Genomic DNA, 14532 nt, shown 5'->3' on the forward strand with positions numbered 1-14532 from the left:
TATATATGTCGTTTGGGGGGGATATTTTGAACACATTAAAAAAAGTTGCAATATTTTTAGTTCTCATGCTGTTCATGGGAATAGGGACACCTATTCAGGCTTTTGCGTCTACATATAAAGATATGGGAAGCAAACTAGGGGTCAAAGCTGATGAAGTACGGATAATAAGATTTAATCAAGATATTAACGGTACAACCATTAGTGGAAACGTAGTAGTATTAAATGACAAAAATGTAGAGGTGCCTATTAAGGCAGAACTTAAAGATTCAAAATCTATTGTAGTTACACCTGTAAGTGAGTATGAAGAGGGAAAGACTTATAGTTTGATTGTGAAAGATGGAATTAAGGGAAAGAATGGAGAAAAGATTAAAAGTCCAGCAAAAATGATATTTACTGTAGAAAGTAAGATACAAAACCCAACAGCACCAAAGGGATATATAGTTGCTTTAGATGCTGGACGTGCAGCAAATGATATTGGTGCACAAGTTGGACCAACGGGAATATTGGGAAAAGACATTAATTTAGCTGTAACACTAAAGGCAGGAAAGATTTTAGAGGCAAATGGTATTAATGTTATATATACAAGAACAGGAGATGCAGTTTCTTGGAGCAAAGATCAAAGTATTGATGCTAGAAGTAAGATAGTAAATGATGCAAAAGCTAATATGTTAGTTAGTATACATTGCAACGCATCAACTATTACCACTGCATCAGGATCAGAAACTTATTATTTAACAGGAAATAATGAGTCTAAAAAATTAGCTTCATATGTACAAGCTGAACTTCCAGTAAAGACTGGATTACCTAATAGAGGAATAGTTGAAAGTAGCTTAAAAACTTTAAGTAGTGTGAATGCTACGGCAGTTTATGTGGATTTAGGTTTTATAACAAATCCAACCGAGGAAAAAATATTAAATAGTGAAAACTTCAAAACTAACAGTGCAGAGGCTATAGCAAGTGCTGTCATAAAATATTTATATATTAAACAAAGTACATATATAAAAGATGTAAAAGATATATCAGCATTGCTTTATACGGGGGAGAGTTATAACCTACCATCCACTATAAATGCTGTTATGAGTGATAATACAGATACTAAAGTTCCAGTTAAGTGGAACAAAACTTATGTGGATACTTCTAAAGAAGGAACTTATTATTATAGTGGAACGGTTGCGGGATATACAGGTACTGTTAATCTAAAAGTTGTGGTTGTTCCTAAACCAAATTCAAGCACTTCGCAAATAAGTAAAGTTGCTATAGACCCATCAAGTGCTGCAAATTTATTAGGATCTACAGGGCCGACTGGGATTAAAGAGAAGGATGTAAACTTAGCGATAGCCCTTAAACTTGGAAAAATTCTTCAGGATAAAGGAATAGAAGTAGTTTATACAAGAACGGGAGATAGTGTGTCTTGGTCAGAGAGCAGTGATCCTGAACAAAGAAGTAAAATTGCAAATGATTTTGGAGCTCAACTCCTTGTAAGTATTCATACTAATTCTTTTAGTACTCTTTCTGCTAATGGAATAGAAACTTACTATATGCCTGGTGATAATGTAGGAAAAGCCTTAGCACAAAGTGTTCAGACAAATATAGTAGCTGATACTTTAGGATATAACAGGGGAGCTAAGGAAAAGAGTTTTAAACTTTTAGAAGGCTTTAATGGAACTGGAATATTAGTTTATCCAGGATTTATAACAAATTCAAATGAGGAAATACTTCTTAATACTTCCAGTTACCAAGATAAAATTGCCGGAGCTATAGCAAGAAGTATAATAGGTAGTAATGATGGAACAACTGAACAGATTAAATCAGTAAATGATATAACAGCTTCAGTTATTCAAGGAATTAACTATTCTTTACCTACAAAAGTATCAGCTATAACTACTGATAATAAGATAGTGCAAGCAGATATTATATGGGAGACTAATTCTGTAGATACAAGTAATACTGGAACACAGTTGATAAAAGGAAGAGTTGCAAATTATAGCGGGGAAGTAGTCTTAACGGTAATGGTATTACCAAAAAACACGACAAAATATAAAGTTGCTATAGATGCAGGCCATGGAGGAACTGATCCAGGAGCCATAGGTGTTAATGGAACTAAGGAAAAAGATATAGTATTAGCTATTAGTTTGAAACTAGGAGATATTCTTGTTGAAAATGGTGTAGAAGTAGTATATACAAGAACTAGTGATAATCCTACTTGGTTAAATAATAAGGATACAAGACTTCAAACGAGAGTTGACATAGCAAATAATGCTAAAGTAGACTATTTTGTTTCTATTCATGCAAACAGTATAAGTGGAAGTCCAACTACATCTGGAATAGAAACTTTTTATGATAGGGATAAAACTAACGGAATACCACTCGCTACAAATATACAAAAACAGCTTATACAAGAATTTGGAGCAAAGGACAGAGGTGTTAAGTCAAGTGGACTTTTTGTAGTTAAATATACAACTGCACCATCTGCACTTATAGAATTAGAGTTTTTGAGTAATCCGGATAAAGAGAAGTTGCTAAAGGACCCAGTTTATCAACAAAGATATGCAGAGGCAATAGCAAGAGGTATAATGCAAACTTTAGGTAAGTAAAAATTATACCCACAATATAATAGTAAATTTCTTTAAAAGTAAAGGAAGAGATAGAAATATTACAAAAGTTAGTTGTAATATTGAATCTCTTCCTTTATTATAATAATATTAGATTATTTATGGGCAAAATGAATAAAAGGGGTCAGTTTAATGAGTAATAGAAAAATCATTCAGTCCAATTTATTTGCACTAATTTTATTAATACTATATGCTATAGCGCCTCAAGTATTAATACCTATATTTAAGATAACAAAGCTACCACAGATAGCTTATTTAGTGTTACCACAATTGCTTTTACTTATAGTTCCAACTCTAGTTTATTTTATAATAACTAAAAAGCCCTTAAAAGAAACTCTAAGGTTGAATGCAATAGGAATTAGAACTATAGTGATTGTTATTGCAATAGGGTTTTTATCTCAACCTATAGCTATGTTCTTGTCATTTATAACTCAATTTATATTTCCTAATAGAATAAGTCAAGTTGTAGCATCTCTTAATGAAATACCACTTATTATAAGAGTAGGAGTCATTGCGTTGGTGCCTGCAATATGTGAAGAAATAACTATGCGGGGAGTAGTATTAGCGGGTTATAATAATATAAGTATAAAAAAATCAGCTGTTATGACAGGTGTTTTTTTTGGAATGTTACATTTAGATGGAAACCAACTGTTATATGCATTTGTACTAGGAATAGTCTTTGCGTATCTAGTTAGAATTACAAATTCTATATACTCTTCTATGATATGTCACTTTGTTATTAATGCATCTCAAGTGGTGTTGCAAGAAATATCCACCAAACTATTAGAACTTTCAGGACAACAAGTAGAACTAGCGCAGCAAGCAGGAATATCAGCATTTACTACAGGGCAATTAATAAATACATTTTTTGTTTTATTAACTGGAACCATAATTTGCATAGGTCTTATAGTAATGTTTATACAAAAGTTAAGTAGAATTCACGATATGAAGAGCATAAGTAACATGATAAGAGGGATAGATAATACGGCGGAAGAAATAATAAATTCAAATGAAGATAGTATAGATTTTAATGAAGAAAATAATGAAGTAAAAATATTTAATTGGCCTGTATATATTTATTTTATAATTTATATTATATTTATAGGGTTTCAGCTTAAGGAAATATATTTTTAATAGGGGCGTAATATTATTAGACAGAAGCAAGGGGGAATAATTAATGAAGCAGAACGTAATAGAAGTAAAAAAGGAGGACTTCAAAAAGCTTGAGGACTTTAAAAAGATTATTGAAGAAAGTAAACAAGAAATTCATAGTGCTTTAAATGAATATGGTAAATTAATAAATAAAAAGTTACAAGCTAATGAAGAGATAAAGTCTATAAAAAAGAAAGCATATAATATAAAAAAAATATATAGCTATGTATCTTGGGTAAATGAGCAAGCAAAGATGAATGATAATGCATTAAGAGATATTAGGGCTATTCCAAGAAGAGGAGAAGTATGGACCTGCGAACTTGGTCAAAACATAGGTTCTGAAGAGAATAAAATTAGACCAGTTATAATAATTCAAAATGATACTGGTAATAAGAATGCTCCAACAACCATAGTAGCGCCTATATCTAATAGACCTAAAAAAATTGCTGTACATATAGAACTTAGAGAAAGTGATTATAAGTTAGAAAATGGAGAAAAGAGTCATATAACGGGGACAATACTTGCAGAGCAGATAAAAGTAGTTTCAAAGGTAAGATTGGGAAGACATATTGCTACTTTAAATAAAGATTTCATGGAACTCTTAGATTCTAAGCTTAGAATCTCTCTAGATTTGTAATAAATTCCATCAAGTTGAATATAATATATTATAATATGTAGAAGTTTAATAGAAAATAAAGAAAAGATTAAAAAACTATTGATTTACTTTATCATTAGTGTTAGAATAAGAACGTCGATAAGGGAGTACATACCTAATTACAGATTAGGAGACCATATATCATATTATCCCTGTTATTTATTGTCACATACCTAGTATAGGCTAGGAGATTATATAACATAACTAAATGACATATTAGCAAAGAAGATTGGATTAAACCAATCTTCTTTGCGTTATATGACAAATTGACAATAAAAGACTATTGTAATATAATATAGCTTAAATTGATATTTACTAAAATTAAATTAAGTATTTAAGAACTGAGAACAGGAAAAGTATTTAAGCTCTATGTTTGCAGAGAGTGGGGTGTATGCTGAAAACCCCATAACTAAGGTTTAGAGAATATCACCTGGGAGTTGAAAACCTAAAGGACCTTAGTCTAATTAAGTTTTTCCGTTATTTCGCGTTAAGAAATAGAGTATTTTAGTACTCGAAATGTTTCACATAGGTGGTTTATAATACTGCGTCCTTATGGATGCAGTTTTTTTATTTTACAAAGTATATTTACAGAAAGAATAAGAAGTAGTTTATATAAAGAAAGGGGAATAGACAATGTATAAGAAAGTAGAAGCTTCTGCAAATTTTGTTGGTATGGAAAAAAATATCGCAAGTTTTTGGAATGAGAGAAGTGTAATTCAAAAAAGTTTTAATAGAAATGAAGATGGTGAATATTTTACATTTTACGACGGACCTCCAACAGCAAATGGAAAGCCTCACGTGGGACACGTTCTTACAAGAGTAATGAAGGATTTAATTCCTAGATATAAGGTTATGAAGGGATATAAAGTTTTAAGAAAAGCAGGATGGGATACACATGGTCTTCCGGTAGAGCTTGAAATTGAAAAGAAGCTTGGAATATCAGGTAAACCTCAAATTGAAGATTATGGTGTAGAAAAATTTGTAACAGAATGTAAAGAAAGTGTATTTAAGTATACTAGCCTTTGGAAAGACATGTCAGAAAAACTAGGATTTTGGGTTGATATGGATAATCCATATGTAACTTATCATAATGATTATATAGAATCTGTTTGGTGGGCACTTAAGAGAATGTGGGAAAAAGAACTCCTATACAAAGGACATAGAATAACTCCATACTGTCCAAGATGTGGAACGGGACTATCTTCACATGAAGTTGCTCAAGGATATAAAGATGTAAAAGAAGCTACAGCTTTTGTTAAGTTTAAAGTTAAGGGGGAAGACAATAAGTACATACTAGCATGGACGACAACTCCTTGGACATTACCAAGTAATGTGGCTTTAACAATTAACAAGAAATATGACTATGTGGAAGTACTAAAAGATGGAGAAAATTTAATTCTTGCTAAGGATCTATGTGGAAAGGTATTAGGAGAAGAATTTGAAGTAGTAAGAGAATTTAAAGGTGAAGAATTGATCGGAACAGAATACGAGCAATTATTTAAGTTTGCAACTACTGATAAAAAAGCATTCTATGTAGTACATGGTGACTATGTAACATTATCAGATGGTACAGGGGTAGTTCACACGGCACCAGCTTATGGTGAAGATGATGCTCAGACAGGAAAGAAATACGATTTACCACTTATTAATTTAGTTGATGCAGAAGGTAAATTCATAGATGCAGTTGAACCGTGGAAAGGCCTATTTGTTAAAAAGGCTGATCCTAAGATTTTAGAATATATGAAAGAAAACGGAATGCTTTATAAGTCAGAGAAGTTTACGCACTCATATCCACACTGCTGGAGATGTGATACACCACTTCTTTACTATCCAAAGGATAGTTGGTTTGTAAGAATGACGTCTCTTAGAGATAAGCTTTTAGAAAATAATAATAAAATAAATTGGTATCCAGATAATATTAGAACGGGAAGAATGGGTAAATTCCTTGAAAATGTTGTTGATTGGGGTATTTCAAGAGATAGATATTGGGGAACTCCGCTTCCGATTTGGGAATGTGAATGTGGTCATAGAGAGTGTATTGGAAGTATTGAAGAACTTAAAGAAAAGGGAGTAAATGTTCAAGAAGGTATAGAACTTCATAAGCCATATATTGATCAAGTTAAATTAACTTGTCCTCATTGTCAAAAAGAAATGACAAGAACTCATGAAGTTATAGATTGTTGGTTTGATTCAGGTTCAATGCCTTTTGCACAACATCACTATCCATTTGAAAATAAAGAAGTATTTGAAAAGACTTATCCAGCACAATTTATATCAGAAGCTGTAGACCAAACAAGAGGATGGTTCTATTCATTACTAGCAATATCAACAGCTATATTTGATAAGGCTTCTTATGAAAATTGTATAGTGCTAGGACACGTTCTAGATAAACAAGGACTTAAAATGTCAAAATCAAAGGGAAATGTAGTAGATCCATTTGATGTATTAAATAATGAGGGAGCAGATGCTACAAGATGGCATTTCTACACTGCTAGTGCACCATGGCTTCCAACAAGATTCTCAGAGGATGATGTAAAAGAGACTCAAAGAAAATTCTTAAGTACATTATGGAATGTATATTCCTTCTATGTTTTATATGCAGAGCTTGATAAATTCAATCCACTTGAGTATAAAGACTTTGTATCAGAAAACGTAATGGATAAGTGGGTAATGTCTAAGTTAAATACATTAATCAAAAATGTAGAAGGAAATTTAGATAACTACAAAATTACAGAAGCTGCATTAGAACTTGAAGACTTTGTTGATGAACTTTCAAATTGGTATGTAAGACGTAATAGATCAAGATTCTGGACTACAGAGCTTACGGAAGAGAAGATTGGAGCATACACAACACTTTATAAGGTTCTTACAACTATAATTCAAGTTGCAGCACCATTTATACCATTTATGGCAGAAGAAATCTATCAAAACTTAGTGGTTAATTTAGATAAAGATGCTGTAGAAAGCGTTCATCTTTTAACATGGCCAACATATGACCTAAGTGTTGTAGATAGTGAACTTGAATCACAAATGGATTTAGCATATAAAATAGTTAAGCTTGGACGTAGTGCTAGAAATGGAGCTAATATTAAGAATAGACAGCCACTTGCAGAAATGCTAGTTAGTACAAAATCACTTCCAGAATACTATGGAGATATAGTAAAGGATGAACTTAATATTAAGAACATAGTTTTTGGAGCAGATCTTTCAAAGTATGTTAATTTTGAAATTAAACCAAATCTTCCAGTGCTAGGAAAAGCTTATGGTAAGCATATTCCAGCAATAAAAAAAGCTATAGCTGGAAAGAATCAAATGGATCTTGCACAAACAATAAATAGAGGTGAATCAGTATTCGTTGATATTGATGGTTTGGATGAGCAAATAATGTTAACAGCAGAAAATCTACTTGTAACAATGCAAGGACTTGAAGGATTTGCTTTCTCAGGAGAAGGTGAAGTAGGAGTAGTTCTTGAAACCACTATTACAGATGAACTTAGAGAAGAAGGTTTTGTTCGTGAAATCTTAAGTAAGGTTCAAAACTTAAGAAAAGAAAGCGGATTTGAGGTTGCAGATAGAATAAGACTTTATGTAACGGGAAATCAGATGCTTGAGGAGATAGTTAAGAAGTTTGAAGAGCATATAAAGAAAGAAACTTTAGCTGCAGAAGTAGCTTATAATGAAGCTAAAGAATACAATGATTTTAAGATAAACGGAGAAAATCTTGAAATAGCTGTTGAGAAAGAAGATTAATAATTAATAAGAAAAGCACCTACTATTTACTGTTACGGTAAGTAGTAGGTGCTTTTTAAGTACGAAATATTCTTTGTCCATTTTGACTCGGTGATTTTAGTATGTTCTTAAAAGTAGTTTTTCAGCAACTTCTCTTAATACTATTTTATAAGGATTTTCAGGAAGTCCATTTATTAATTTAAAGGCTTTTTTTGTATACTTATCAGCAAGAGTTTTGGCACTTTCTATACCGTTATTTTTCCTTATTAGAGCTATTATATTTTTTACATCCTCATCTGAAAAATTTTCTTTTTGAAGATATTCTTCGAAGGAACTCTTATGTTTTTTTACAGCATATATAAAAGGTATTGTAAATATTCCTTGTTTTATATCATTTCCTATAGGTTTTCCTACTAAATCGTTAGTTCCTACATAATCTAAAATATCATCTATAATTTGAAAAGCCATTCCAATATTGTGGCCTATTCTCCAAAATTGTCTAGATAAAGAATTGCTACAACCACTTTCAGCGGCTCCTGTGTATAAGGATAAAGAGAATAGTTCCGCAGTTTTTCCAGAGATTCTAGTTAAATAGTTTTTAACTGAAAGTCTACTGTCAAATTTAGAGTTTAACTGCTCTAGTTCTCCTAAACAAACTCTAGACATAGAATTGCTATCTATTTTTATACTTTGAAGAGTTGAGGAAGAAGCTAAGATTTTAAAGCATACACAGAAAAGAAAATCTCCAATATATACAGCATAATCCTTGCCATACTTTGATTGTACAGTTTCTTGACCACGTCGCAACTTAGAGTCATCTATAACATCGTCATGAACTAGAGTAGCCATATGAAGTAATTCTATTACTGCAGCTAGAGATCTAGCTTTGTTAGGGTCATAGCTTCCAAAATGTGAAGATATTATGACAAAGGAAGGTCTTAGCATTTTCCCCCCAGAGTAGATTAAATCTTTAATAGAATTTTCTACTTTTTTATCTTTACATTTAACACTTTTCTCCATAAGGGAAACTACAGCTTTTAATTCATTTTTTATGTCATCATATTTATCCCATATTTTATCCATATTATCAATCCTCTACGTTAAATTTTTTTAAAATAAGGTAGTTTTACCATATGACTAATGGCATAGTTTGCTGTGATACCTATAAAGATTCCTGTACCGATACCTGCTATGGATAGAACAGGCAAATACAACATAACATTTATATTTCTAACTATAGCGGAAGCTATAAGTAATTGACCAATATTATGAAAAACAGCACCAGAAGCACTTACTCCTATAATACTAAGATTATCTTTTCCTATGTTTTTTGAAAATATCATTATAAGATAACTAAGAATTGCACCAGAAGCACTGTACATAAAAGATGAAAGATTACCACCAAGCATGGTAGACAATATAAGTCTTAGGATGATTACTAAAAAGACTTGTTTATTATTTCCGAGAGTATATAGTGCAATAACTGTAATTAGGTTTGCAAGTCCAAGCTTTGCACCAGGAGTAATAAAAGGCACTGGAATCATACTCTCGAATATATAAAGGACTAAAGCTTGAGCAACTAAAAGTGATATATAAACCATTCTAGACGTGTTCTTCATTAAATTCACCTCAATACGGTATGATAATATCGTCATTATCTTTATTGCCTTTTATCTCTACCATTAATTTATGTGGAAGACAAACTAAACTTTCGCCAGGTTTTGATATGAAGCTAGGTCTCATACAAATTTTATCAGGACAATTGGCATCTATTATAGCAATGGAATCATCTTTTAATGCAACTAAGTTATATCCCTTTGCAGTTTTAATTTTAAACTCTTCTTCTCCGCGGTGCTCAGATAAAAGTATTTTTTTATAGAGATTGCCTTCGATAGTTATTTCAGCGTAAGTGTTAGTATAGTCTCTACCAAGCATAGTTCCTAGAATTATTTCAGGAATGAATGAGAGAAGCATTAAGAGGACTATAACAATTATATCCCATTTTTTAAACATAGAGTTACCCCCAGTTAATTCTATTAGTTTAGAGTATAATTACTAAATTAACTTTCAAATAATCATTAGGTAGAGTGAAATTCACTCTACCTAATGATTATTATATAAATTAATGTTTTATTATTTTTTAATAAAAAAATTAAATCTATTGTTTATAGATTGGGACTCTTTTTCCGAGCCACCAATTTGAAGCTTTCCTATTTATCCATGGTATAACCCAGTAATCTAAGCCAAATGTTCTTCCAGCACCACCCATTAGAGCGATAGATCCAAAGAAGTACCAGAATATATCCCAACCAGCCATTGCAGAAAGTATGAAGTTAACAACCATGAATGCAGATGCAGCACTTGCAAGGAAAGTGAATAAACCTGCAAGTAAAGCGAGGCCCATTCCTATTTCAAGAAGTACAACCATCCTTTGGAACCAAACTGCCATTTGGGCATTTGGTATCATAACTTTCATTATTGAAGAATAAAAACCTGGCATACTACTTAGTATTGGTTCAGCATAAGTAGTAGCAGCCTCAGTACCTGATTCAGAAGCACCAGAGTTAGCGGCTGTATATAGCCACTCAAAAGGCATTTTTATATTTCCAGATTTAATCCAACTATCTTGACCTGGTCCGTAAAGTAGAGATTTAAAGCCTTCCTCAGCCCAGGTTCCTTCACCGATAAATTTCTTTAACCCCTCTAGTAACCAAATTAGTCCTATATATAGCCTGAGTGGTACAAGCCATAATCTATTCCCTTTAGAGGATAAGTGTCCTCTCATTATACTTCTCTTATCTTCTATTGAAAAAAATTCATGAATTAAATAGTGATAACAAGCATTAATACCATTAACTCCCCATAGATAGTGAAGATTAACAATATGCTTCATCACCATAGCAAAAAAGCCAGATAACTTCATGCCTGAAAGGTTAGCTACGCAATATCTTCCACCAATTGAAACCATAAAACCATGATAACTTGATTTAAACTTTGTCATTTCTTTCTTTTCTATTGATGCAACTATGTTTTTAACTATAGTATCACCAGTTTGTAGAGCTGCTTCAACTATTTGAGGAGTTCCTTTACCTGGCTCTTCTTCGTAGTAAGTAAGATCACCTACTACAAATACATCTTCTTTTCCTACTGCTTGCATATACTCATTTGAAAGAAGTCTTCCAGCTCTTCCGTTTTCTAATCCGTATTCAGATACTTCTTGATTCGCTTGTATACCGCAAGTCCATATAAGGGTATTAGTTTGAATCTCAGTTCCATCTTTCAATTTTATTGTATTTGGAGTAACTTCCACTATTGGAGCTTCCTTTAATAGTTCAATTCCATTCTTAGTCATATATCTTTCAGCTTTATTCGCTTGATCTCTATCAAGCATATTTAAAATTGTAGACATCGCTTCTACTACTAAAAGCCTGACTTCATCATGATCAACATTATACTCCTTAGCTAATTTCTTCTTCCACTCAAGAAGTTCTCCAGCCATTTCAATTCCGGTAAATCCAGATCCTGCTACGACAAAAGTAAGCATTTCTCTTCTTTTTTCTTTGTTTCTTTCCTTGGCAGCCTTAGAAAACATGAGTTGAATATGTTTTCTAATTGTTATAGCATCTTCAAATGACCAAAGAGTGAATCCATTTTCTTTTACACCAGGCACACCAAAGAAGGCAGGCTCTGATCCAGTACCTATTACAAGATAATCATATTCATATTTGCCATAAGTAGTAACGACTGTTTTTTTATGAGTATCTACTTTTTCTATATAATCTGTAACTACTTTAACTTTTGTTTTATTAAATATTTTACCTAACTCAATTTGAACTGATTCTGGAGGAACTCTTCCGCCAGCTACTTCATGAAGTTCTGTCATTAAAGTATGAAAAGGATTTTTATCAATTAGCGTGATTTCCACAGATGTATCGCTCTTATATTTCTTCGATAGTTTCTTAGCTACATGTATTCCGCCATATCCTGCACCCAAGATTAGTATCTTTGTATTACTTGACATATACTCACCTCTCATAATTAAAGTTTAATAAAATTATAACAAAATTAATAATAGCATTAATTAAAGTTTATCTCTAAATCTGAAAAATGTCTATATATATATAAGGTAATTTACTTAGTATAAATAGTGATAAAATAGAGTATAATATATAAAAATCCCAAAAAAGGTTATTGTTTTTTTATAATATTTTCCATAATAAAATAATAATATTAAAACATAGGTAGAAAAATATTACACTAGTGTAGTATAATGTAATTAATGAATAAATTACCAAAAACATACTGGAAAGTTTGTGCAAATCTTAACGAAATCGGGGGGAGTTTAATAATGAGAAGAAGATTATTATCAATAATGTTAACTACTGTTATTGTGGGAGCAGGTTTATTTACTGGATGTAAACAAAGAGAAGCAGCTCCAACAAATAATGCTTCTACTGAAACAACTAAAGCTGATTTAAAGGATGGAAAATTTAAGGCAGAAGCTTCAGACTTCGATGAAAGAGGATGGAAGCCATTTGTTGAAGCAGATGTTAAAGACGGGAAAATTACTGCAGTTACTTTTGATTATATTAATAAAGATGGAAAATTCAAATCAGAAGACGCTGAATACAATAAAAATATGGAAGCAAAGGTTAAGACAGGTCCAGCTAAATTTACTAAGGAATTAGAAGATGCATTAGTTGAAAAGCAAGATGTTACTAAAATAGATGTTGTGACAGGGGCAACTCATTCAACAGATAACTTTAAGACACTTGCTACAAAAGTTATGGAAAATGCAAAAGCAGGAGATGTTACAGTAGCAAAAGTTGTTTTTGAAGAAGCTAAGACAGCTCTAAAAGATGGTAAATATAAAGCAGAAGCTTCAGACTTCGATGAAAGAGGATGGAAGCCATTTGTTGAAGCAGACGTTAAAGACGGAAAAATTACTACAGTTACTTTTGATTATATTAATAAAGATGGAAAATTCAAATCAGAAGATGCTGAATACAATAAAAATATGGAAGCAAAGGTTAAGACAGGACCAGCTAAATTTACTAAGCAATTAGAAGATGCATTAGTTGAAAAACAAGATGTTGCTAAAATAGATGTTGTTACAGGTGCAACTCATTCAACAGATAATTTTAAAGCAATTGCTGTAAAAGTGGTTGAGAATGCTCAAAAAGGGGATACAACAGTAGCAAAGGTTACTATAGGTAAATAAATTCTAGACATATAGATATAGGATATATATAATATGACCTTAGGTGGATAAAACCTAAGGTCTTTTAACTAGATGATATAAGGAGGAAAACCTATGAAGATTAATAAAAAAAGAGGAGTTCTCATATTAGGGTTACTTATCTTTAGTTTAAGTATTATAGGATGTAGTAAAAATGAGTCTAATAAATCTATTAGCCCAGTAACAAAAACCAATTTCTTTATGGGAACAGTGGTTAAGATTTCAATATATGAAGAAGGAAAAGAAGATATAATTGAAAAAGGTTTTAATAGAATTAAAGAAATTGAAAATGAAGTAAGTATAAATATAGAAGGTACAGAAATTGATAAAGTAAATGATGCAGCAGGAAAAATAGCTGTAAAAGTAGAACATGACGCATTTGAGATAACGAAAAAAGGGTTAGAATATTCAAAGTTATCGGAAGGTAGCTTCGATATAACTATAGGACCTATAGTAAAGCTATGGAGTATTGGTTTACCTGAGGCTAAGGTGCCAAATAAAGAAGAAATAGATGAAAAGCTTACCCTTGTGGGATATGAAAGGCTTCAAATAAATAATGAAGATAAATCTATATTTTTAAAAGACAAAGGAATGAAGATTGACCTTGGAGCTATTGCAAAAGGATATACAGCAGACGCTGTTGTAGAGGTACTAAGAGAAAATGGTGTAAAAAGCGCAATTATAGATTTAGGTGGGAATGTATTTGCAATAGGTAATAAGCCTGACGGGAATGCTTGGAAGATAGGCATTCAAGACCCTTTTGACCAAAGAGGAAAAATTGTTGGTGTCATTGAGGTAAAAGATAAATCTATAGTGACATCAGGAATATACGAGAGGTTTATAGAGAAGGATGGCAAGAAGTATCATCATATTTTAAGTCCTTTTAATGGATATCCTTATGATAATGAAATTGCAGGAGTAACAATAATAAGCAATAAATCTATAGATGGGGATGCTCTTTCAACTGCAGTATTTTCTAAAGGATTAAAAAGTGGAATGGAATTTGTAGAAAATATAAAAGATATTGAAGCTATCTTTATTACTAAGAATAAAGAGGTATATATAACCTCAGGCCTAAAGAATAACTTTACGATTACTAAGGATGAATTCAAACTTACAAATTAATTAAGGGATGAGGTAAGAAA

The 14532-nt window shown here is 31.8% G+C and carries 10 protein-coding genes and 1 other annotated feature; of the genes, 6 read left to right on the forward strand and 4 right to left on the reverse strand.

All coding sequences use genetic code 11. The features are described 5' to 3' along the window. Positions 1-26: 26 nt before the first annotated feature. The 4 genes from ACX0KU_RS06280 to ileS all read left to right on the forward strand — a co-directional run bounded on the left by ACX0KU_RS06280 (position 27) and on the right by ileS (position 8169). Complete coding sequence (locus ACX0KU_RS06280; RefSeq protein WP_472992014.1) at positions 27-2594, forward strand: N-acetylmuramoyl-L-alanine amidase; 2568 nt, start codon at positions 27-29, stop codon at positions 2592-2594. 150 nt (positions 2595-2744) lie between these two features. Then, a complete protein-coding gene (locus tag ACX0KU_RS06285) occupies positions 2745-3746 on the forward strand; it encodes a lysostaphin resistance A-like protein (protein WP_472992015.1) in 1002 nt (333 codons plus the stop codon). A gap of 43 nt (positions 3747-3789) precedes the next feature. Continuing rightward, positions 3790-4401 (forward strand): type II toxin-antitoxin system PemK/MazF family toxin, encoded by a 612-nt coding sequence (locus tag ACX0KU_RS06290; protein WP_472992016.1) that lies wholly within the window; start codon positions 3790-3792, stop codon positions 4399-4401. Positions 4402-4753: 352 nt separating this feature from the next. Beyond that, positions 4754-4974: a binding site (T-box leader), on the forward strand. A gap of 78 nt (positions 4975-5052) precedes the next feature. Beyond that, the gene (gene ileS / locus ACX0KU_RS06295; protein ID WP_472992017.1) at positions 5053-8169 is read left to right on the forward strand and encodes an isoleucine--tRNA ligase; all 3117 of its coding nucleotides are present in this window, start codon (positions 5053-5055) and stop codon (positions 8167-8169) included. A gap of 96 nt (positions 8170-8265) precedes the next feature. Here ileS and ACX0KU_RS06300 read toward each other — a convergent pair whose 3' ends face one another. The 4 genes from ACX0KU_RS06300 to ACX0KU_RS06315 form a co-directional block, all read right to left on the reverse strand. Further along, the gene (locus ACX0KU_RS06300; protein WP_472992018.1) at positions 8266-9231 is read right to left on the reverse strand and encodes a polyprenyl synthetase family protein; all 966 of its coding nucleotides are present in this window, start codon (positions 9229-9231) and stop codon (positions 8266-8268) included. A gap of 17 nt (positions 9232-9248) precedes the next feature. Next, the gene (locus ACX0KU_RS06305; protein ID WP_472992020.1) at positions 9249-9767 is read right to left on the reverse strand and encodes a Gx transporter family protein; all 519 of its coding nucleotides are present in this window, start codon (positions 9765-9767) and stop codon (positions 9249-9251) included. 10 nt (positions 9768-9777) lie between these two features. Further along, positions 9778-10161 (reverse strand): NusG domain II-containing protein, encoded by a 384-nt coding sequence (locus ACX0KU_RS06310; RefSeq protein ID WP_472992021.1) that lies wholly within the window; start codon positions 10159-10161, stop codon positions 9778-9780. Between the two features lie 145 nt (positions 10162-10306). Continuing rightward, positions 10307-12169, reverse strand: a complete 1863-nt coding sequence (locus tag ACX0KU_RS06315) for an FAD-dependent oxidoreductase (RefSeq protein ID WP_472992022.1) — start codon at positions 12167-12169, stop codon at positions 10307-10309. Positions 12170-12496: 327 nt separating this feature from the next. Between ACX0KU_RS06315 and ACX0KU_RS06320 the strand changes: the two genes are divergently transcribed. Together ACX0KU_RS06320 and ACX0KU_RS06325 are read left to right on the forward strand one after the other, a co-directional pair. Further along, positions 12497-13369 carry an FMN-binding protein gene (locus ACX0KU_RS06320; RefSeq protein ID WP_472992023.1) on the forward strand — a complete coding sequence of 291 codons (873 nt, stop codon included), beginning with the start codon at positions 12497-12499 and terminating at the stop codon, positions 13367-13369. Between the two features lie 93 nt (positions 13370-13462). After that, a complete protein-coding gene (locus ACX0KU_RS06325) occupies positions 13463-14512 on the forward strand; it encodes an FAD:protein FMN transferase (RefSeq protein WP_472992024.1) in 1050 nt (349 codons plus the stop codon). Positions 14513-14532: the final 20 nt, after the last annotated feature.

This window comes from Clostridium sp. X (genome assembly GCF_055755365.1).

Coding starts and splice junctions, on each gene's coding strand:
- ACX0KU_RS06315 (WP_472992022.1), bottom strand. CDS start 12,169: ATGTCAAGTAATACAAAGATACTAATCTTGGGTGCAGGATATGGCGGA.
- ACX0KU_RS06310 (WP_472992021.1), bottom strand. CDS start 10,161: ATGTTTAAAAAATGGGATATAATTGTTATAGTCCTCTTAATGCTTCTC.
- ACX0KU_RS06305 (WP_472992020.1), bottom strand. CDS start 9,767: ATGAAGAACACGTCTAGAATGGTTTATATATCACTTTTAGTTGCTCAA.
- ACX0KU_RS06320 (WP_472992023.1), top strand. CDS start 12,497: ATGAGAAGAAGATTATTATCAATAATGTTAACTACTGTTATTGTGGGA.
- ileS (WP_472992017.1), top strand. CDS start 5,053: ATGTATAAGAAAGTAGAAGCTTCTGCAAATTTTGTTGGTATGGAAAAA.
- ACX0KU_RS06325 (WP_472992024.1), top strand. CDS start 13,463: ATGAAGATTAATAAAAAAAGAGGAGTTCTCATATTAGGGTTACTTATC.
- ACX0KU_RS06290 (WP_472992016.1), top strand. CDS start 3,790: ATGAAGCAGAACGTAATAGAAGTAAAAAAGGAGGACTTCAAAAAGCTT.
- ACX0KU_RS06300 (WP_472992018.1), bottom strand. CDS start 9,231: ATGGATAAAATATGGGATAAATATGATGACATAAAAAATGAATTAAAA.
- ACX0KU_RS06285 (WP_472992015.1), top strand. CDS start 2,745: ATGAGTAATAGAAAAATCATTCAGTCCAATTTATTTGCACTAATTTTA.